This is a genomic window from Acidovorax sp. SUPP3334 (assembly GCF_030159055.1).
In the GTDB taxonomy this organism is placed as follows: domain Bacteria; phylum Pseudomonadota; class Gammaproteobacteria; order Burkholderiales; family Burkholderiaceae_C; genus Paracidovorax.
In genome coordinates this window covers 65,337-86,134 of the sequence record NZ_BQXQ01000021.1, presented here as the reverse complement: position 1 = coordinate 86,134, position 20,798 = coordinate 65,337, and the positions used below count along the sequence as shown (strand labels likewise).

Below are 20,798 nucleotides of genomic sequence, written 5' to 3'. Positions count from 1 at the left end.
GGCATGGGATTCGCGATGCGCTTCTTGCGCCGGCAGCAAGGGGTTGCGGCCCTGGGCGGCCTGTCGTTCCAGCAGATGCTGCTGCTGGCTTTTTTGCTGATCGCCGGCCTGTTGGGTGCCAGTTCGCTGCGGGCGATCTTCACGCTGGAACAGCTGATGGGGCAAAGCCGCAACGGCGCGGCCGAGGCGATCCAGCTCACCGCGGCAGCGCAGAGCCTGAACGGGCGCAGCCAGACGCTGGAACGCGCAGCGCGCCAGTCGCTCGTGCTGGCCGACAAATCGCTGCGCAGGCGGTTCGATGAAGTGTCCGGCGAGGCCCGCGACATCCTGCAGCGGCTGGAAGCCAAGGGCCTGCCGTCGGACCTGCCCAACCTGTGGCGCAAGCACCTGGGCGAAGTCACATCCCTGCTGGACGGGCCTGCGGCGCTGTCGCTGGAGAACGAGCGGGTCGTGGCGGGGCTGTTCCTCGAACTGGACGCGCTGAACGGCACCATCGCCCAGACGGTGCAGGACATGAACGCACAGCGCAGCACGGCCTTGCTGGAGAAGATCGAGGCCAGCCGGCGCGAGGTGACGCACCAGGTGGTGGGCGTGATCGTGCTGGCGCTGGCGCTGGCGCTGGCCTTCGGCATCTGGCTGGCCCGGCCGTTCAAGCGCATGGAGCACGCCATCCGCCTGCTGGGCGAGAACGACCTGTCGCAAGCGGTGGACCTGTCCGGCCCGGTGGACATCCGCCGCGTGGGCCAGCAGCTGGAATGGCTGCGCATGCGGCTGCTGGAACTGGACGCCGACAAGGCGCGCTTTCTGCGGCACGTGTCCCACGAACTGAAGACGCCGCTGGCCTCGATGCGCGAGGGTGTGGCCCTGCTGCAGGACGGCGTCACGGGCGAGTTGACCGACGGCCAGCGGGAAGTGGTGGACATCCTGCACCAGAACACGCTGGTGCTGCAGGGCGAGATCGAGGCGCTGCTGCGCTTCAACGCCGCGGCGTTCGAGGCGCGCCAATTGCGCCGCGCGGAAACCGATCTGCTCGCACTCATCGAAAGCCAGGTGGAGGCGCAGCGCCTGCACTGGCAGGCCAAGAAGCTCGATGTGGTGGTGGAGGGCTCGCCGATGTCGCTGCAAATCGATGCGGAGAAAATCGCCCCGGCGGTGAGCAACCTGCTGTCCAACGCCATCCGGTTTTCGCCGCGCGGTGGAACGATTCGGATCACCTTGTCACGTTTTGCCGACCGGATTCGGGTCGATTTCGCGGACGACGGCCCGGGAGTGCATGAGAATGACCGTTCCCGCATCTTCGAACCGTTTTACCGGGGTGTGCGCCAACCCGAAGACGCCGCGCGCGGCACGGGCATCGGCCTGTCCATCGTCCAGGAATACGTGAGCGCCCACGGGGGCCACGTCACGCTCGTGGAGGACGGCGAACGCACCCCCTTCCGCATTGAACTGCCCCATGTCTCCTGAATCCCCGTCGCTTTCCGCCCTTGGCGCGGCCCGCGGTGCGCGCTGCGCCGGGCCGGCCGGCCTGCTGCTGGCGGTGGCCCTGCTGAGCGCGGGCTGCGCCAATCAGCCGCCCGTGGCGCCGCCGCCCCCCCCTCCTGTGGAAGCGCCCGCGCCAACGGCACCGCCTCCGAAGGAAGAGCCGGACGAGGCGCCACCGCCCATGACCGAAGCGCCGCCCAAGGACAGCGGTAGCGCGCGTGCATCCATTCCCCGGCAGATGCTGCAGTACGCAGACAAGGCGCGCAGCATGGGCACGGCGGAGCTTGCCGCCGAGATCACGCAGCTGTCCAACACCCAGCAGCCCTCGCCCGAGAAAACGCTGCAACTGGCCATCGTGCTCATGCACACCCGCCAGGCACCCGACACCGCCCGCGCGCTCGGACTGGTGCAGCGCGTCATGGCAGACAACACCGCCCCCGCGCCCACGTTGCACCCGCTGGCCCGGCTGCTGGAAGGCCGGTTGCTGCAGCAGCGCCGGCTGGAAGACCAGCTGGACCGCCAGAACCAGCAATTGCGCGATGCCCAGCGGCGCATCGACCAGTTGAACGACCGGCTGGAAGCCATGCGCGCCATCGAACGCAGCCTGAATGCCCGGCCCGGGGGCGTCAACGACCCTGCCAAGGGTGCGCAACCCCCTCCCGAACCCCAACGCTGACCGCTACAAACCGATCGCCAACATGAAAGCCTCTTCCGGACACCGCCAACGCATCCTTGTGGTGGACGACGACGCCGACATGCTGCGGCTGCTGTCGCTGCGCCTGCAGGGCGCGGGCTACGAAGTCACCGCCGTGACCTCGGCCGAGGCCGCGCTCGCCCAACTGGACATCGACCGGCCGCAGCTCGTGCTGAGCGATGTGCGCCTGCCAGGGCGCGATGGCCTGGCGCTGTTCGACGAGGTCCGTTCGCGCCACCCGTCGCTGCCGGTCATCCTGCTGACCGCGCACGGCACGATCCCCGATGCGGTGGAAGCCACGGCCCGGGGCGTTTTCACCTACCTCACCAAGCCCTACGACGCCAAGGACCTGCTGGACAAGATCGCCCAGGCGCTGGCGTTCAGCACGCCCACGGCGCAGACCACCCGGGCCGACGATGCCTGGCGCGCGGAGATCATCAGCCGCTCCAACCGCATGGCGGACCTGCTGGCCGAAGCGCACATGGTGGCCCAGTCCGATGCCAGCGTGCTGCTGCTGGGCGACAGCGGCACCGGCAAGGAATTGCTGGCACGGGCCATCCACCGCGCCAGCCCGCGCGCCAGCCGCCCCTTCGTGGCGGTGAACTGCGGCGCCATTCCCGAAGCGCTGCTCGAATCCGAGCTGTTCGGCCACATGAAGGGCGCGTTCACCGACGCCGTGACCAACCACAAGGGCTTGTTCCAGGCGGCCGACGGCGGCACGCTGCTGCTCGACGAAATCGGTGACATGCCGCCCGCCCTGCAGGTCAAGCTGCTGCGGGTGCTGCAGGAACGGGCCGTGCGGCCGGTGGGCGCCAGCCAGGCGACGCCGGTGAACGTGCGCATCATCTCGGCCACCCACCGCGATCTGGAGACGGCCATGGCTGCCGCCCAGTTTCGGGAAGACCTGTACTACCGCCTGAACGTCGTGACGCTGACCCTGCCCACGTTGGGCGACCGGCGCGAGGACATCGCGCTGCTGGCCAACCACTTCCTGGACAACCTCGCCCGCAAATACGACAAGCGCCTGTCTGGCTTTTCCCCGGAAGCGCTCAAGGCCCTCACCACTGCGGCCTGGCCCGGCAACGTGCGCCAGCTCTACAACGTGGTGGAGCAGGCCTGCGCGCTGTCCACGACGCCGCTGGTTTCCCTGGGGCTGGTGCAGCGCGCCCTGCGCACGCCCTCCGCGCAGGTACTGAGCTTCGCCGAAGCACGCCATCGGTTCGAACGCGAGTACCTGGTGGACTTGCTCAAGATGACGGACGGCAACGTGGCCGATGCCGCCCGCCTCGCCCAGCGCAACCGCACGGAGTTCTACCGGCTGCTGCAAAAGCACGCCCTGACCCCCGGCCATTTCAAGGCCGACGCAGGCAGCGCGGAGGATGTCGCCGAAGAGCGACACGACTAAGCCATTGATTTAAAAGGGAATTCACTTCTCGCACCTCGGGTTGGTCGCTGAATCCCGACAGATTCAGCCTTTTTCGAGGGGTTTTGCGGCACTGCACAATCGCTTACAGCTCAACAACGTCGTAAGTCTTTGATTTAAAAAGACTTTTAGAAGCTGGCACAGGGTTTGCCCTATAGACCAGCATGACGCAAGAAATTTCCTCCTCCCAAACCCTGCAGATGCCAAGCGCCTCTGCGAACCGGGTGCCTGCTGCCGCAACGGCTGCAGGACAGCCACTGGCGCAGGGCAGCCAGGGCGAAGTCTCCGCGCGTCTGGCCGTGTCTTCCGTCTCCGGCGGCCTTGTCGCCGAAAGCCGGACACGCGCTTCTTCTCCAACGACAACCCAACTCCGCAATGAGGGAACCATGGACCCACATCAATCTTCCCGTGTAGGACGTGTCGGCGCCGTGGCGCATGCACCCGCCGTGGTGGCGAGGCGCGGTGCCAAATACCCCCGTCCCGCGGCCTCCAACCGCAGCACGATGCGCGAAGAGCGCCACCCCAACTCCGTCACCGCACCGCCCATGCACCGCGGCTCCATGGCGCCGCTGCCCTGGCGCGGTTTCTGGAACAGCATCGGCACCGCATTGCTGATGCGCCTGAACGGCCAGCGCAACCGCCCTGCCGAAGGCTCCGAAGTCACCGAAACATGGCAGCATGCCGCCCAGCAGCGCCGCCTGGTGTTCATGCTGCTGACGGTTGCCAGCAGCGCGCTGGCCACCACGCTGTTCGCCGGCGTCCAGCCCAGCTATGACAACGCCTGGCTCGAATATGGCCAACTGGCCCTGTTCGCTCTGCTCTCCACCTGGGTCGTCACCGGCTTCCTGACCGGCATGATGGGCTTTTGGGTCATGCTGCGCGGCGATGCCCACGCGCTGTCGGCCGCCAGCGTGCGCAACCAGCCTTTGAGCCCCGACGCCCGCACCGCGATCATCATGCCGATCTGCAACGAAGATGTCGCCACCGTGTTCGCCGGCCTTCGCGCCACCTGCGAATCCGTGGCGGCCACGGGGCAGGCAAAGACCTTCGACGTGTTCGTGCTCTCCGACAGCTACGACCCCAAGATCGCCGCCGCAGAGCGCACCGCCTGGGAAGAACTGCGCGCCGCCCTGGCCGCCAATGGCAACCAGCCCCAGGTCGAGGTGTACTACCGCCTGCGCACCCGCCGTAGCCACCGCAAGGCCGGCAACGTGGCCGACTTCTGCCGCCGCTGGGGCAAGGACTACCGCTACATGGTCGTGCTCGATGCCGACAGCGTCATGAGCGGCGATTGCATCGTCTCGATGGCCAAGCTGATGGAAGCCCATCCCCGCGCCGGCATCATCCAGACCGCCACCCAGGCCATCGGCCACGTCACCCTGCACGCCCGTGCACAGCAGTTCGCCTCCCGCGTGACCGGCCGGCTGTTCACCCTCGGCATGCAGTTCTGGCAACTGGGCGAGTCCCACTACTGGGGCCACAACGCGATCATCCGCGTCCAGCCCTTCATGGAACACTGCGCGCTGGCGCCCATCAAGGGCACCGGCGGCATGAGCGGCGGCATCATGTCGCACGACTTCGTGGAAGCAGCTCTGATGCGCCGTGCCGGCTACCAGGTGTGGCTGGTGTCCGACCTGGTCGGCAGCTATGAACAGCAACCGCCGGACCTGCTGTCCGAGTTGCAGCGTGACCGCCGCTGGTGCCAGGGCAACCTGCAAAATGCCCGCCTGATGGCAGAGCCCGGCATCCACCCCGTGCACCGCGCCATGTTCGTCACCGGCGCCATGGCCTATCTGTCCGCTCCTCTGTGGCTGGCCTTCATCACCTTCGGCACGGCCCTGTGGCTGGCCGGCGCACGGCTGGTGTCCGACTGGAACATCCTGCCCAGCGAACTGATGGCGCTGTGGGCCTGGACGCTGTGCATGCTGTTCCTGCCCCGTGCTTTGGGTGTGACGGCGATCCTCATGAAGGGCGAGCAAAAGCAGTACGGCGGCACCGCCAGACTGCTCAAGAGCGCCGGCCTGGAAAGCGTGCTGGCCATTCTGCAAGCCCCGATCCGCATGCTGGCCCATTCCCTGTTCGTGCTGATCGCCCTCACCGGCCTGAAGCTGGACTGGAAGTCGCCACCCCGCGAAGCCAATGCCGTGCCCTGGAGCGATGCCGTTCGCCAGCTGGCTCCCATGACCGGTGTGATCGCCCTGCTGGGCGTGGGCGTGGCACTGATCGATCCGAGCGCTCTGATCTGGCTCATGCCCGTGGGCCTGCCGCTGGCTCTGTCGATCCCGCTGGTGGTGATCTCCAGCCAGATCGCCCTGGGACGCGCCGTGCGCGCCCAGCGCCTGCTGCTGATCCCCGAAGAGGCATGGTCGCCACCTGTCCTGCGCCGCGCGTGGATGCACGCCACGCAACTCAAGAACCGCCCCCAGCGTTCTGCAGCCCCGGTGCTCAAGGCCGCCTGATCCGCCGCACCGACACGCGCCGCAACTGCGGCGCCCCCATGAAAAAGCCGACCCGAGGGTCGGCTTTTTCATGGGTGAAACGGGTTGGCCTGTGTCTGCGTGCGTCGCTGTGAAAGATTCAAAGAGTCACCACGCGCCGGCCAGGCAAGGCACTGGGCGCGGTCCGTCCTCACAGCACACACCGAGGACCCATGGTCTTTTTGGCCTCCAGCGCATGATTCACTAGGGGATATAGCTATTATTTTTATAGCAAACCATGGGCAAAGGCGGCTGGGGCAATTCTTCCCACGGCATGGCGGGCACCGGCCAGGCGCTGGTCAGAACGGCAGCTTCGGCATTCCGCCGCCGCCCAGGCCTTTCATGCCGCCCATGCGCTTCATCATCTTCATGAGGCCGCCGCCCTTCATCTTCTTCATCATGCCTTGCATCTGGTCGAACTCGTTGAGCAGGCGGTTGACCTCCTGCACATGCACGCCGGAGCCGGCGGCGATGCGCTTCTTGCGGGTGGCCTTGATCAGTTCGGGCTTGCGGCGTTCCAGCGGCGTCATGCTCTGGATGATGCCTTCCTTGCGGCGGATGTCCTTCTCGGCCTTGTCCATGTCCACCTGGCCGGCCTTGGCGGTGAACTGGGCGGGCAGCTTGTCCATCAGGCTGGACAGTCCGCCCATCTGCTTCATCTGCTGCAACTGCGACAGGAAGTCGTTCAGATCGAAGCCATCGCCGCTCTTGACCTTGGCCGCGAGCTTCTGCGCCGCCTCCATGTCCACGCCCGCGCTCACCTGCTCGACCAGCGCGACGATGTCGCCCATGCCGAGGATGCGGCCCGCATGGCGCTCGGCATCGAACACTTCCAGGCCGTCGATCTTTTCCGAGACGCCGGCGAACTTGATCGGGGCGCCGGTCACCTGGCGCACCGACAGCGCCGCGCCGCCGCGCGAGTCGCCGTCCAGCTTGGTCAGCACGATGCCGGTGAGCGGCAGCGCCTCCTTGAAGGCACGGGCCGTGTTGATGGCGTCCTGGCCCTGCATGGCATCGACCACGAACAGCGTCTCGACCGGGTTCAGCACGGCGTGCAGTTCCTTGATTTCGTTCATCAAGGCTTCGTCGATGGCCAGGCGCCCGGCCGTGTCCACCAGCAGCACATCGAAGTAATGGCGCTTGGCGTAGTCGATGGCCGCACGCGCGATGTCCAGGGGTTTCTGATCAGCCGTGCTGGGGAACCACTCGGCGCCGGCCTGCGCCGTCACGGTCTTGAGCTGCTCGATGGCGGCGGGCCGGTACACGTCGCCCGACACGGTGAGCACCTTCTTCTTGCGCTTTTCGATCAGGTGCTTGGCCAGCTTGGCGGTGGTGGTGGTCTTGCCAGCGCCCTGCAGGCCGGCCATCAGGATCACCGCGGGCGGCTGGGCCGCCAGGTTGATGTCGGCAATGCCCTCGCCCATGGTGGCGGCCAGTTCGCGGTTCACGATCGACACCAGCGTCTGCCCCGGCTTGAGCGAGCCCAGCACTTCCTGGCCCAGGGCCTTTTCCTTCACGCGGGCGATGAAGTCGCGCACCACGGGCAGGGCAACGTCGGCCTCCAGCAGCGCCATGCGCACTTCGCGCAGCATGTCCTGCACATTGGATTCGGTGATGCGGGCCTGGCCGCGCATCTCCTTGACGAGTCGCGTGAGTTTTTCGGTAAGGGCGGAGGCCATAGGAGTGTTCCGGAAGTGCCCCGCGCCTGGGCGACTGGTGCCGCAGGCAGGTCCGCCGAAGGCGGGCGAAGGGCTAAACTGTGAGACCATGATTTTACCCAGTGCGTCTCCCGTCAGCTGGCTGCTGGCCTTGTCCGCGGCCGTGGCTTATGCGGCCCCCGCCGCAGCCGCCGCACGATTCGGCGCCCAGAGCGGCCGCACCGCGCTCTGGGTCGCCTGGGTTCTGCACGCCGCCGTGCTGGCCTGGGGCCTGCTCGGAAACACGCCGCACTTCGGTTTTGCCCCCGCCCTCTCCATGACGGCCTGGCTCGTTCTCACCGTGTATGCCGTGGAGCGGCAGATGTTTCCCGAACTCCAGGCCCGATGGGCGCTGGCCACCCTGGGCGCCGTCGCGGTGCTGCTGGCGCTGCTGTTTCCGGGCCAGCCTTTGCACGTGAACGCGTCGGCCTGGCTGCCGCTGCACCTGGCGCTGGGCATCGCTTCCTATGGATTGTTCGCCGCGGCCGTGGTGCACGCCTGGCTCATGACGCGCGCCGAGCGCAAGATCCGCCGGGCGGCGGACCCGCACAGCGGCATTCCCCTGCTGACCCTGGAGCGGCTCACGTTCCGCTTCGTGATGGCCGGCTTCGTACTGCTGACCGCCACGCTCGTCGCTGGCTGGCTGTTCGGCGAAACGCTGTACGGCCGGGCCTGGAATTGGGAGCACAAGACGGTCTTCTCGGTCTTGTCATGGTTGACCTTCGCGGTGCTGCTGATCGGCCGGGCGCGTTTCGGCTGGCGCGGGCGCAGCGCGGTGCGCGTGCTGTATGCCGGCGCGGGACTGCTGCTGCTGGCTTACGTGGGCTCGCGCTTCGTGCTCGAAGTGGTACTGGGGCGCACGGCATGAAGTACCTCGTCCTGCTGGTGGTGCTGGTCATCGCCTTCGGCGTGTGGCGCAGCCGCCGGGCCGTGCCTCCGCCTGCGGCAACGCGCCCGGCCCTGCCACAGGCAATGGTGTCCTGCGCCCGGTGCGGTGTGCACATTCCCCGGTCCGAGGCGCTGAGCGACGGGGGCCCGAGCTACTGCAGCCCCGAGCACCAGCGCCAAGGGCCTGCGTGATAAGCCGGCACCCATGCCAGCCCTGAAGCGCGCCAGCGTTCTTCGGTCCGCCGACGCGCCGTTCACCCGGCTGTGGGGCAGCTTCCTGTCGGGCCGCATCATGGTGGCGGCGGCCTTGCTGCTGCTGCAGGGCCTGGGCGTGGCGCTGAACCAGTCGTACGAGCCGCTCCTGCTGGGAATCTGCGCCGGCTACCTGGTGGCCACCGTGCTGCTGCTGGTGCTGGCCGGCCAGTCGCCGCCCGGCCCGCATTCCTGGCTGCAGTGGCTGTGCTCGATCGGCGTGGACCTGGCCTTGATCAGCACGCTGCAGGTACTGCATGTGGGCTCGATGAACTTCACCCCGCTGTTCGGCCTGCCCATCCTGATGGCCGGCGTGCTGGGCACGCTGACCCTGGCCCTGGGCACGACCGCGGCCGTGACGCTGCTGCTGCTGGCATGGGCATGGTGGCTCGGCGGCATCGGCGGCTCCGACGCCACGCAGCGCTATTTCCAGACGGCGCTCACCGGCACGGGCTACTTCATCGTCGCCTATCTGGTGCATCAGCTCGCCTCCCGCCTGAACCGCGAGCAGCAGCTGGCGCAGGCCAGCCAGATGGCCGCCAAGGTACAGGAGCAGGTGAGCGCCCTGGTCATCCACAACCTGTCGGACGGCGTGCTGGTGCTGGACCAGCGGGACACCGTGCGCATCGCCAACCCTGCGGCGTTGCGGCTGCTGGGCACCAACGCACGGCATGCGCTGCCGTTTTCGATGGGCCATTCGTCGCCCTGGAAACCCCTGCTCGCCATGGCGCGGCAGACCTTCCTGAAAGGCCAGCCGCAGAGCGCCGATGTGGACGTGCTGCACCCGGGCCAGAGCCCGTTGGCACTGCATGTGCGGGCCTGGCTCACCTCATCGCAGGAGATCGCGCGCGAAACCGGGGGAGAACATCTGTGCGTGATGTTCCTGCACGACCTGCGCGAAATGGAAGCACGCCTTCGCACCGAAAAACTCGCGTCGATGGGCCGCATGTCGGCAGCCGTGGCCCATGAGATCCGCAACCCCCTGGCCGCCATCATGCAAGCCAATGCCCTGCTGGAAGAAGAGTTGCATGAGCCGGGCCAGAAGCGCCTGGCCCACATGGTGCAGCAGAACGCCGAGCGGCTGGCACGCATTGCCGAGGAGGTGCTGGACATCGCCCGGGTGCAGCATCAGATCAGCCATGCGCCCGCATCCACCATCGTGCTGTGCGACGTGGTCGCCCAGGTCTGGGCCGACTGGCAGGCGCAGGAGCCGGGAAAGCGCCGGGCCCAGTTGGCCCTGCAAGCGGACCGCGCGCCCGTGGAGTTCGACGCCGAACACCTGCGCCGCGTGATCGTCAACCTGCTCGACAACGCACTGCGCTACATGGGCAGGGAGCCCGATTCGCTCTACGTCGCCACTTATGTGAATGCCGAAGGCTCCGTCGGGCTGCAAGTGTGGAGCGACGGATCCCCCCTGGACAAGACCGTGGAGCGCCATTTGTTCGAGCCCTTCTTTTCGTCGGAAAGCCGCTCCAGTGGCCTGGGCCTCTACATCTGCCGCGAGCTGTGCCAGCGGCACGGGGCCGCCATCGGCTACCAGCGCCTGACCCGCACGCTGCCGCGGGGTGCCGTCGGCGGCAATGCCTTCACCGTCATTTTCCGCAAGAACGCCCGGCCGCAGGACCCCAACGCCACGCTGTTTGACACAATCGTCGTCTGACCAGCCCGCACCAGCCCATGAACGCCAACGCCGCCACGATCCTCGTCGTCGATGACGAACCCGACCTGCGCACCCTGTATGAGCTGACGCTGCTGCGCGAAGGCTATCGGGTCGAGACGGCGGCCAACCTGCTGGAGGCACGCCAGCAACTGCAGGCCCAGCGCTTCGACGCGGTGATCACCGACATGCGCCTGCCGGACGGCTTCGGCATGGAACTGCTGCATGAACTGCGCGACCAGCAGCGGCGCGAACGCTGCGTGGTCATGACGGCCTACGGGTCGGCCGAAAATGCGGTCGAGGCCTTGCGCTCGGGCGCGTTCGACTACCTCACCAAGCCCGTCGACCTGAAGCAGTTCCGCTCGGTCGTCGCCTCGGCCATCCAGGGGACCGGCGGGGTTCCGCCGCCACGCTCGGCCCGCACCGGCCAGGCAGCTCGGGCACCGCACGAGGCCACGGGCACGACCACGACGCTCTCGCTGGACCGGCTCATCGGGGAGTCGGAAGCCATGCGCAACGTCAAGCAGCGCATCGCCAAGGTGGCGCGCAGCATGGCGCCGGTGCTGATTCGCGGCGAGTCGGGCACCGGCAAGGAACTGGTGGCCCGCGCACTGCACGCCAGCAGCCAACGCGCCGATGGCCCGTTGGTCGCCGTGAACTGCGGCGCCATTCCGGAGAATCTGCTCGAGGCCGAATTCTTCGGTGCCCGAAAGGGCTCCTACACCGGCGCAACGCAGGACCGCGACGGCTACTTTCAGGCGGCCCGCGGGGGCACGCTGTTCCTGGACGAGATCGGCGATCTGCCGCTCGCCATGCAATCCAAGCTGCTGCGCGCCATTCAGGAGCGCAGCGTTCGCGCACTGGGCTCCACGGCGGAGGAAACCGTGGACGTGCGCATCGTCAGCGCCACCCACCGCGACCTGGCGGCCGATGTGCAGTCCGGGCGGTTCCGGCAAGACCTGTACTACCGCCTCAACGTCATCGAGGTGGTCATTCCGCCGTTGCGGGAACGCCGCGAAGACCTGCCGGCCCTGTGCGCGACGCTGCTGGCGCGCATTGCCCAGGAATCGGGCGCTCCCGTGCCGCCGCTCACCCAGAACGCGCTCGATCGCATCGCCATGCACCCGCTGACCGGCAATGTGCGAGAACTGGAAAACCTGCTGCACCGCGCCGTGGCCCTGAGCGACGGAGAGGAACTGCATGTCGAGCCCCCGCACGCCTCGGCCTTCGACGCGGCGCGCGCGGACATGGCAGCGGCAGCACCGGCCGTGTCGGCCGCTGCGGGCACGGACGCCTCCGGCAACCAGCGCAATGCCAATCCCGCCGCCTCGGTCGCGCTTCCCAGCGACCTTCAGGCCTGGCTGGACCAGCAGGAGCGCGAGATTCTGGTGCGCGCCCTGCGAGAGACAGGCTTCAACCGCACCGCCACGGCGGCGCGGCTGGGAATCAGCCTGCGGCAGATTCGCTACCGAATCGCCCGCCTGGACATCGCAGCGCCGAACGACAGCGACGCCAATGACGACAGCGAGTGAGCCGCCAGGCCCGCGCGAAGGTGCGGCGCAGGAAGCTCGCGAGGACACGGCCTGGGACGGAGGCTGGTACCGCGATGCCACGCGCGAACCTTCGCCCAACTACGGCCCACGGCCTGCGGACGCATCCATCGATCTCATCGTCGTGCACTCGATCAGCCTGCCACCTGGCGTATATGGCGGGCGGCAAGTGCATCAGCTATTTACCAATGCGCTCGACTGGGACGCGCATCCCTACTACGCAGGCATTCGGGGACTGCAGGTGTCGGCCCATTTCTTCATCGAGCGTGACGGGCGGCTCTGGCAGTTCGTGGATTGCGATCAGCGCGCGTGGCATGCGGGCCCTTCGAGCTACCGCAGCCGCGCCAACTGCAACGACGACTCGGTCGGCATCGAACTCGAAGGACTGGAGGGCCAGACTTTCGAGCCCGCCCAATACGCCACGCTGGCCCGGCTCTGCCGCGATTTGCCGCAGCGCTATCCGATCGCCCATGTGGCAGGGCACGAACACATTGCGCCGGGAAGAAAGCAGGATCCGGGGCCGGGTTTCGACTGGATGCGCCTGCAAAGCCAGCTTTCATGGCCGTCTTCGGTGTTTCCGCAAAAGTCAACCGAGCCACCGCCATAATTCAGGGTTTACCCTTCCCGCCAGCGGATTGGCTGCCGAACCGTGACACTCGCCCGTTGACACCGATACAGCGCTGATGCGGCTCTTGCAACGGAAACGCCCGACGCCCCGCGCCAGTCCACGTTTCTCTTTCGAAAACCCCGTTCTTTCAGCCTTTGCGGAGCCCTCGAAAAAAGGCTTCCGAACGACGGAAACAGCATGTTTCCGGAACGCGCACAAAGGGCGCTGTACACTACCGGTAGTGTCTTGGTACCATCTCACACCCTAGATATAGCGTGCGGGGCCGGCACTCCACCCCCACCCTCTTTTCCGCTTCGGCGCAGCTATTCCTGCGCCGAATCCGCTTTTCCGACAGCTCCCAAAGGACTCCTCACATGCAAGCTGCGCTAAACCCTTCATCCACCACGAATGCCCTCGGCCAGACCTCCGCGGCCGCGGACGAATCGCAGGCGGCGCTGCCCGGCAGTGACGTCCTGGCGCATTACCAGATCATTCGCCGCAACGGCGCCGTCGTGCCGTTCGAGCCGCAGAAGATCGCCGTGGCGTTGATGAAGGCGTTTCTGGCAGTGCATGGCACCCAGGGTGCGGCATCGGCCAGCGTGCGCGAAGTGGTGGACACGCTGACCCAGAACGTGGTGCGAGCCCTCATGCGGTCGCGTCCGGGCGGCGGCACGTTCCACATCGAGGACGTGCAAGACCAGGTCGAACTCGGCCTGATGCGTGGTGGGCACCACGAGGTCGCCCGCGCTTACGTGCTGTACCGCGAGCGCCGCTCGCAGGAGCGCGCCCACCAGCACGATCAGAGCGCCCCCGCCGTGCCCACCCTGCACGTGATCGACCATGGCCAGCGCGTGCCCCTCGACGAAGCACGCCTGCTGGGCCTCATCCAGGCCGCCTGCTCCGACCTGGGTGCCGACATCCAGGCCGCGCCGATCGTCGCCGAAACCATGCGCAACCTGTACGACGGCGTGCCCATGGACGAGGTGTACAAGGCTTCGATCCTGGCCGCCCGCACCTTGATCGAGAAAGACCCCGACTACACCTACGCCACCGCCCGCCTGCTGCTGCACACCATCGTGCGCGAGGTGCTCGGCCGTGACGTGGCCCCCGGCGAGATGAGCGCCGCGTACGCCAACTACTTTCCCGTGTTCATCCAAAAGGGCGTGGACAACGACCTGCTGGACCCCCGCCTGCTCGAGTACGACCTGCAAAAGCTCTGCGCCGCACTGAAGTTCGAGCGCGACCAGCAGTTCGACTACCTGGGCCTGCAGACCCTGTACGACCGCTACTTCCTGCACGTCCGCAAGAGCCGCATCGAACTGCCGCAGGCATTCTTCATGCGGGTGGCCATGGGCCTGGCGCTCAAGGAAGACAACCGCGAAGCCCGCGCCATCGAGTTCTACGAAGTGCTGTCGTCGTTCGATTTCATGTCGAGCACGCCCACGCTGTTCAACAGCGGCACGCTGCGTTCGCAACTGTCTTCGTGCTACCTGACCACGGTGCCGGACGACCTGGACGGCATCTATGAGTCGATCAAGGAAAACGCCCTGCTCTCCAAGTTCGCCGGTGGCCTGGGCAACGACTGGACGCGCGTGCGCGCACTGGGCTCGCACATCAAGGGCACCAATGGCGAATCGCAAGGCGTGGTGCCGTTCCTCAAGGTGGTGAACGACACGGCCGTGGCCGTGAACCAGGGCGGCAAGCGCAAGGGCGCCGTCTGCACCTACCTCGAAACCTGGCACCTGGACATCGAAGAGTTCCTGGAACTGCGCAAGAACACTGGCGACGACCGCCGCCGCACGCACGACATGAACACGGCCAACTGGATTCCCGACCTGTTCATGCGCCGCGTGATGGAAAAGGGCACCTGGACCCTGTTCTCGCCCTCCAACGTGCCCGACCTGCACGACCTGTTCGGCGCCGACTTCGAAAAGGCCTACGTGGCCTATGAACAGAAGGCCGCGCGCGGCGAGATCAAGCCCTCGCGCACCCTGCAGGCGACCGACCTGTGGCGCAAGATCCTGACGATGCTGTTCGAAACCGGCCATCCCTGGATCACGTTCAAGGACGCCTGCAACGTGCGCTCGCCCCAGCAGCACGCGGGTGTCGTGCACTCGTCCAACCTGTGCACCGAGATCACGCTGAACACCAGCGACACGGAAACCGCCGTGTGCAACCTCGGCTCTGTCAATCTGATGCGCCATCTGAAGGACGGCCCGAACGGCCGCGAACTCGACCACACCAAGCTGCGCAAGACCATCTCGACGGCCATGCGCATGCTCGACAACGTGATCGACATCAACTACTACGCCGTGGAAAAAGCCCGCGCCTCCAACATGCGCCACCGCCCCGTGGGCCTGGGCATCATGGCTTTCCAGGACAGCCTGTACGAGCTGCGCATCCCCTACGCATCGCAAGCCGCCGTCGAGTTCGCCGACAAGTCGATGGAAGCCATCTGCTACTACGCCTACTGGGCATCGACCGAACTGGCGCGCGAACGCGGCCAGTACGAAAGCTACAAGGGCTCGCTGTGGGACCGTGGCATCCTGCCGTTCGACACGCTCGACATGCTGCAAAAGGCCCGTGGCGGTTTCGTGGAAGTCGATCGCTCCTCGTCGCTCGACTGGGATGCGCTGCGCAACAAGATCGCGCAGGACGGCATGCGCAATTCCAATTGCGTGGCCATCGCGCCGACTGCGACCATCTCGAACATCGTCGGTGTCGATGCGTCCATCGAGCCATCGTTCGGCAACCTGTCGGTCAAGTCGAACCTGTCGGGCGAGTTCACCGTCATCAACAGCTACCTGGTGCACGACCTGAAGCGCCTGGGCCTGTGGGACGACGTGATGGTCATGGACCTCAAGCATTTCAAGGGCTCGCTGCACTCCATCGACCGCGTGCCGCAAGACGTCAAGGCGCTGTACTCCACGGCCTTCGAAGTGGAACCCTCGTGGCTCGTCGAAGCCGCATCGCGCCGCCAGAAGTGGATCGACCAGGCGCAGAGCCTGAACATCTACATGGCCGGCGCGTCGGGCAAGAAGCTCGACGACACGTACAAGCTCGCATGGGTGCGCGGTCTCAAGACCACGTATTACCTGCGCACGCAAAGCGCCACGCACGTCGAGATGAGCACCGTGAACACGCGCCAGCTCAACTCGGTTTCATCGGGCAATGACGGCGGTGGCGCACACGCCGCAGCCAAGCCCAGCGCGCTCGAAGCCGCAGCGGCTGCAGCGCAGGCGCAAGCCGCTGCGCTGCCTGCGACCGATGTGAAGTTCTGCGCCATCGACGACCCGACCTGCGAAGCCTGCCAGTGATGCGCACGCCATGCGCGGCGCCCTGATCGTTCAGGGCGCCGCGCATGTGCAGTGAAGCAACAAAAACATGGCTGCATCACGCTCCAGCGCTTTTAATTTTGCAGCGCTGCTTTCATAATCCGACCATTGGAAAACCTATGCTGACCTGGGACGAAGAAGTCAAGCCCTCATCGCAGAAACTCTTGGACGGCGGTCTGCAAAACAACCGCCCGGCGGAGCCGCCGTCCGCGCCTTTGCAGGCAGTTGCGACGTCCTCCGAAACTCTGTCCATCAACGATGCAGCGGCTGCGCCCGCACAGCCCGCCGCTACCGTGCATCGCCGCGTGAATGCCGCCGACAAGCGCATCATCAACGGGCAGACCGACGTCAATCAGCTGGTGCCCTTCAAGTACAAATGGGCCTGGGAAAAATACCTCGCCACTTGCGCCAACCACTGGATGCCGCAAGAGGTGAACATGACGCGCGACATCGCGTTGTGGAAAGACCCCAACGGCCTGACCGAAGACGAGCGCCGCATCATCAAGCGCAACCTCGGCTTCTTCGTGACCGCCGACTCGCTCGCGGCCAACAACATCGTGCTGGGCACGTACCGCCACATCACTGCGCCCGAATGCCGCCAGTTCCTGCTGCGTCAGGCTTTCGAGGAAGCGATCCACACGCACGCCTACCAGTACATCGTCGAGTCGCTCGGCCTCGATGAAAGCGAAATCTTCAACGCCTACAACGAAGTCGCTTCCATCCGCAACAAGGACGAGTTCCTGATCCCCTTCATCGAGGCGATCATGGACCCCAACTTCAAGACCGGCACGCCCGAGACCGACCAGACGCTGCTCAAGTCGCTGATCGTCTTCGCCTGCCTGATGGAAGGCCTATTCTTCTACGTCGGCTTCACGCAGATCCTGGCGCTGGGCCGGCAGAACAAGATGACCGGTGCGGCCGAGCAATACCAGTACATCCTTCGCGACGAATCGATGCACTGCAACTTCGGCATCGACCTGATCAACCAGCTCAAGCTGGAGAACCCACACCTGTGGACCGCGGAGTTCAAGGAAGAGATCAACGGCCTATTCATGAAGGCCGTCGAGCTTGAATACCAATACGCCGAAGACACCATGCCGCGCGGCGTGCTGGGCATGAACGCGTCCATGTTCAAGGGCTACCTGCGCTACATCGCCAACCGCCGTGCCACGCAGATCGGCCTGGAAGCGCTGTTCCCCAACGAAGAAAACCCCTTCCCCTGGATGAGCGAAATGATCGACCTCAAGAAGGAGCGCAACTTCTTCGAGACCCGCGTCATCGAGTACCAGTCCGGCGGTGCACTGTCCTGGGATTAGCCCCCCGACACATTCCAGGCCATGCATTTTCATTCCACGCCCCAGACCGACAGCGCTGCGAAGCCCTGCCGTGCGGGGCGTTCCCGTGTTCATGGCGGTGGGATTTCCCCCATCCCCATGGATCGCTCCATGTCCAATGCAGGCGTGGAGTGCTCTTTGCAAATTGACCCAAGGAGAAAATGATGGCAACTGCGAAAAAGACCGCCGCCAAGAAGGCAGCACCCGCGAAGAAAGCCGCCCCCGCCAAGAAGGCCGTGGTAGCGAAGAAGGCCGCCGCACCGGCGAAGAAGGCAGCGCCCGCCAAGAAGGCCGCCGCCCCCGCCAAGAAGGTAACGGCTGCGAAGAAGGCAGCACCGGCCAAGAAGGCTGCTGCTCCAGCGAAGAAGGCAGCGCCCGCCAAGAAGGCCGCCGCCCCCGCCAAGAAGGTAACGGCTGCGAAGAAGGCAGCACCGGCCAAGAAGGCTGCTGCTCCAGCCAAGAAGGCCGCCGCTCCTGCGAAAAAGGCTGCAGCACCGGCCAAGAAGGCCAGCGCAAAGCCCGCGACCGCGACCAAGAAGGTTGCGGCTTCGGCCAAGAAGACGACTGCAGCGACTGCAGCCAAGAAGCCTGCCGCAGCTCCGGCAGCCAAGAAGGCCGCTGCGCCCAAGAAAGCGGCCAAGGTCCCTGCACCTGCGCCTGCTGCGCAGACCACGCTGAACCCCCAGGCCGCCTGGCCCTTCCCCACGGGTGGCAAGCCGTAAGGCAGAGCCGCTGGAGAAGTCCCGCCAACCCGGTGCCCTGCACCGGGTTTTTTTATGCCCGCATGCCTGCCATGTGCATCACAAAACGGGTTGGCAGCCTGGCAGGCAAAGCGAAAAGTTATTCGCCCGCCTGTCTATTCCGATGGGGTCATTCCGGCTGAAAGTCGAGCACGTAGTTCTGCGGACCGCGCTGCGCGATCTTCAGCGCTCCCATGCGGTTGCCCAGTTCCGCGCAGCGCACCAGGGACCAATCCTTTTCCAGGCCGAACAGCAGCGCGCCCCGCCATGCATCGCCGCAGCCGGTGGGATCGACCACCGCGGCGGGCGCCGAGACCGGGACATTCGTGCGTTCGCCGTTCTCCCAAACGTCGCAGCCTTCCGCCCCGAGCGTGACGACGAGACCCCGCACTTTGCGAGAGATCTCCTGCAAGCTCAGACCAGTGCGCTCGCACAGCATCCGGCCTTCGTAGTCGTTCACGGTGATCCACGTGGCCTGCTCGATGAAATGGGCCAGCTCTTCTCCGTTGAACATGGGCAGGCCCTGGCCGGGATCGAACACAAAAGGAACGCCGGCCTCCGTCAGTTGCGCAGCGTGCTGCAGCATCGCATCGCGTCCGTCGGGCGCGATGATGGCCAGGCGCACGTCGGACTCGGCCGTAATGCGCGTGCGGTGGGCCTGCATCATGGCGCCGGGGTGGAAGGCCGTGATCTGGTTGTTGTCGCGGTCCGTCATGATCATGGCCTGCGCGGTGTACAGGTCATCCACCTGACCCACGTGCCGGGTATCGATCGCCAGGGAGCCCAGGCGTTCCAGATAGCTGGCGCCATCGCTGCCCAGCATGGCCATGGGCACGGGATCGCCGCCCAGCAGCTTGAGGCTGTACGCGATATTGCCCGCGCAACCGCCGAAATCGCGGCGCAGCGAGGGCACCAGGAACGAGACGTTCAGGATGTGCAACTGGTCGGGCAATATCTGCTCGGCAAAGCGGCCCTCGAAAGTCATGATGGTGTCGAACGCCAGGGAACCGCAAATCAGGGCAGCCATAACAGGTCCAGTTAAGAGAGAACAATCAGGGATAGAACGCAAGAACACGGTAGCCGGACACGCGCGCGCCGCCCGTCACCACCGACACGGGCAAGGTGCCGCTCCACTCGCCGCCGGGTGCGATTTCTCCCGGCGCGCCCAGCTCCTGCGGGCGCAGCACGCGGCGCAGCACGGGCCGGTCCTGCGCGTCGGTCAGCGTCAACTCCACCGAAGGCATGGCCAGCGCGAAGTCGGCGCGGCTTTTGATGGACAGGGCCAACTGGTACGAGTCGCCCCGGGCCTTGTTGAACGACGAGCTGTCGATCACGACCTCCGTGATGCGGCGCGGCGCACCGATGGCGCACTGCAGCGGCACGCACAACGCCTGAAGCACTGGCCGCATGCCAGGGTATTGCGACGCCAGCCGGTCGCGCTCCTGCATGGCCATCTGGAGCGACAGCCCTGCGAGCAGCACCAGCAGCAGCAGCGCCATGCCCACCCGCACCACGGGCTTGCGCCAGAAGGCCTTGCGGCGCGCGGCGCGCACGAAGCCCGGCTCGTCCTGCGTGGCGGACGGGGCGGCCTCTTGCCCATCGTCGTCGTCTTCATCGGAGCCATATGGCAGATGCGCCCGGCGGGGCGCATGCCGCGCATCGGCCGTGGCGGCCGCTGACGTCGCCAGGGGTTCGGTGAGGATTGGGGCGAGCCCCTCCATTCCGCCACCCGCCTGGGTGGCAATGGCCACCGGATCGGTATCGGCATCGATGGCTTCCAAAGCCATGTCCATCGCTACCGCTTTGGCGATCGCATCGTCGGTCGCTTCCTGCCTCGCGCTGCCGTGCGGCTTGCCTTGTGGCAGTTCATCCTTGTGTTCCGGCGCCGGCTCGCCGTCCAGATCGTCCGGCCATTCGGAATCGCGCAGTTCGGCGAACGGAAGTTCGTAGCCCGACAGCGCTTGGGACTCGGACGGCAACGTGCCCGAGGCCGCCCGTGCACCATCCCTCGCATCGGCGGCAGGCGTCTCTGCCGCACCATCAAAAGCGGATTCGTCGTCAGGCGCCGATCCGGGCAGTTCCCAGCCCCCGGAAGGGCCTGGCACTGCGGGCTCTGGCTTGACCGTGTCGCGGGCCGTGTTCGGCACGGCAGGACGGACACGCCAGCCCAGCGGCGATGCCGGCTCCAGGCTCCAATCGGACGGCGGCTCCATCGAAGGTGACGCAGGCAGCCGCGCGGTCAGGAAGCTGGGCACGGCGGGCGGCTCGGGCAAGCCCAGCGGGGCCGGCAGCGTGTCGTCCAACGCCGCTGGCAGGGAGGGTTGTGCCGAAAACTCTGGCGCTGACCCGGGCACGAATGGCAACGGCGATGCCGCTGGCGCGTTGGGTGGCGAAGATGCCGGCTGCGCTGGTGGCATGGCGGTGCTGCCGCCACCCCACGCCCGCTCGGCGACCGCAGGAAGCCGCGCTGCGGGGCGCGGGCTGTCGGGAATCGCCATTTCGGGCAGCAAGTCGTGCGAGGACGTGCGCACCAGGTGGGCAGCGGCGTCGAAGACCTCCTTGCACTGCCCGCAACGCACCCATCCATCGGAGATGCGCAACTGGTCCGCGACGACCTTGAAGGTCGTACCGCAGGCGGGGCAGCGTGTGATCTGGCTCATCG

Annotated in this window: 15 protein-coding genes; 12 read left to right on the top strand and 3 right to left on the bottom strand. The window is 66.4% G+C overall.

Annotated features, from left to right (window positions below; all coding sequences use genetic code 11):
• Positions 1-3: 3 nt before the first annotated feature.
• The 4 genes from AVHM3334_RS13650 (at position 4) to mdoH (ending at position 6,058) form a co-directional block, all read left to right on the top strand.
• The gene (locus tag AVHM3334_RS13650; RefSeq protein WP_284413088.1) at positions 4-1,464 is read left to right on the top strand and encodes an ATP-binding protein; all 1,461 of its coding nucleotides are present in this window, start codon (positions 4-6) and stop codon (positions 1,462-1,464) included.
• The gene (locus AVHM3334_RS13645) at positions 1,454-2,158 is read left to right on the top strand and encodes a hypothetical protein (RefSeq protein WP_284413068.1); all 705 of its coding nucleotides are present in this window, start codon (positions 1,454-1,456) and stop codon (positions 2,156-2,158) included. The genes AVHM3334_RS13650 and AVHM3334_RS13645 overlap by 11 nt, the downstream gene beginning before the upstream one ends.
• A 22-nt stretch (positions 2,159-2,180) precedes the next feature.
• Complete coding sequence (locus AVHM3334_RS13640) at positions 2,181-3,581, top strand: sigma 54-interacting transcriptional regulator (RefSeq protein WP_284413066.1); 1,401 nt, start codon at positions 2,181-2,183, stop codon at positions 3,579-3,581.
• 404 nt (positions 3,582-3,985) lie between these two features.
• Positions 3,986-6,058: a glucans biosynthesis glucosyltransferase MdoH gene (gene mdoH, locus AVHM3334_RS13635; RefSeq protein ID WP_284413064.1), complete on the top strand. Its 2,073-nt coding sequence runs from the start codon at positions 3,986-3,988 to the stop codon at positions 6,056-6,058.
• A gap of 317 nt (positions 6,059-6,375) precedes the next feature.
• On the opposite strand, the gene ffh is transcribed toward mdoH, so the two are convergent.
• The gene (ffh, locus tag AVHM3334_RS13630; protein ID WP_284413062.1) at positions 6,376-7,755 is read right to left on the bottom strand and encodes a signal recognition particle protein; all 1,380 of its coding nucleotides are present in this window, start codon (positions 7,753-7,755) and stop codon (positions 6,376-6,378) included.
• Positions 7,756-7,843: 88 nt separating this feature from the next.
• On the opposite strand from ffh, the gene AVHM3334_RS13625 reads away from it, so the two are divergent.
• The 8 genes from AVHM3334_RS13625 to AVHM3334_RS13590 all read left to right on the top strand — a co-directional run bounded on the left by AVHM3334_RS13625 (position 7,844) and on the right by AVHM3334_RS13590 (position 18,118).
• Positions 7,844-8,641, top strand: coding sequence for a cytochrome C assembly family protein (locus tag AVHM3334_RS13625; RefSeq protein WP_284413061.1), 798 nt, complete (start codon positions 7,844-7,846; stop codon positions 8,639-8,641).
• Positions 8,638-8,853, top strand: coding sequence for a PP0621 family protein (locus tag AVHM3334_RS13620; RefSeq protein WP_284413059.1), 216 nt, complete (start codon positions 8,638-8,640; stop codon positions 8,851-8,853). The genes AVHM3334_RS13625 and AVHM3334_RS13620 overlap by 4 nt, the downstream gene beginning before the upstream one ends.
• A gap of 13 nt (positions 8,854-8,866) precedes the next feature.
• A complete protein-coding gene (locus AVHM3334_RS13615) occupies positions 8,867-10,573 on the top strand; it encodes a two-component system sensor histidine kinase NtrB (protein WP_284413057.1) in 1,707 nt (568 codons plus the stop codon).
• Positions 10,574-10,590: 17 nt separating this feature from the next.
• The gene (locus AVHM3334_RS13610) at positions 10,591-12,102 is read left to right on the top strand and encodes a sigma-54-dependent transcriptional regulator (protein WP_284413055.1); all 1,512 of its coding nucleotides are present in this window, start codon (positions 10,591-10,593) and stop codon (positions 12,100-12,102) included.
• Positions 12,086-12,727, top strand: coding sequence for a 1,6-anhydro-N-acetylmuramyl-L-alanine amidase AmpD (gene ampD, locus AVHM3334_RS13605; protein WP_284413053.1), 642 nt, complete (start codon positions 12,086-12,088; stop codon positions 12,725-12,727). The genes AVHM3334_RS13610 and ampD overlap by 17 nt, the downstream gene beginning before the upstream one ends.
• A 374-nt stretch (positions 12,728-13,101) precedes the next feature.
• Positions 13,102-16,044 (top strand): ribonucleoside-diphosphate reductase subunit alpha, encoded by a 2,943-nt coding sequence (locus AVHM3334_RS13600; protein WP_284413051.1) that lies wholly within the window; start codon positions 13,102-13,104, stop codon positions 16,042-16,044.
• 137 nt (positions 16,045-16,181) lie between these two features.
• Positions 16,182-17,378 (top strand): ribonucleotide-diphosphate reductase subunit beta, encoded by a 1,197-nt coding sequence (locus AVHM3334_RS13595; RefSeq protein WP_284413049.1) that lies wholly within the window; start codon positions 16,182-16,184, stop codon positions 17,376-17,378.
• 182 nt (positions 17,379-17,560) lie between these two features.
• Positions 17,561-18,118 (top strand): histone, encoded by a 558-nt coding sequence (locus AVHM3334_RS13590; RefSeq protein WP_284413047.1) that lies wholly within the window; start codon positions 17,561-17,563, stop codon positions 18,116-18,118.
• A gap of 148 nt (positions 18,119-18,266) precedes the next feature.
• Here the strand turns inward: AVHM3334_RS13590 and AVHM3334_RS13585 are convergent, their stop codons facing one another.
• Positions 18,267-19,163 carry a carbohydrate kinase family protein gene (locus tag AVHM3334_RS13585; RefSeq protein WP_284413046.1) on the bottom strand — a complete coding sequence of 299 codons (897 nt, stop codon included), beginning with the start codon at positions 19,161-19,163 and terminating at the stop codon, positions 18,267-18,269.
• A 25-nt stretch (positions 19,164-19,188) separates the two neighbouring features.
• Positions 19,189-20,796, bottom strand: coding sequence for a DUF3426 domain-containing protein (locus tag AVHM3334_RS13580; RefSeq protein ID WP_284413045.1), 1,608 nt, complete (start codon positions 20,794-20,796; stop codon positions 19,189-19,191).
• Positions 20,797-20,798: the final 2 nt, after the last annotated feature.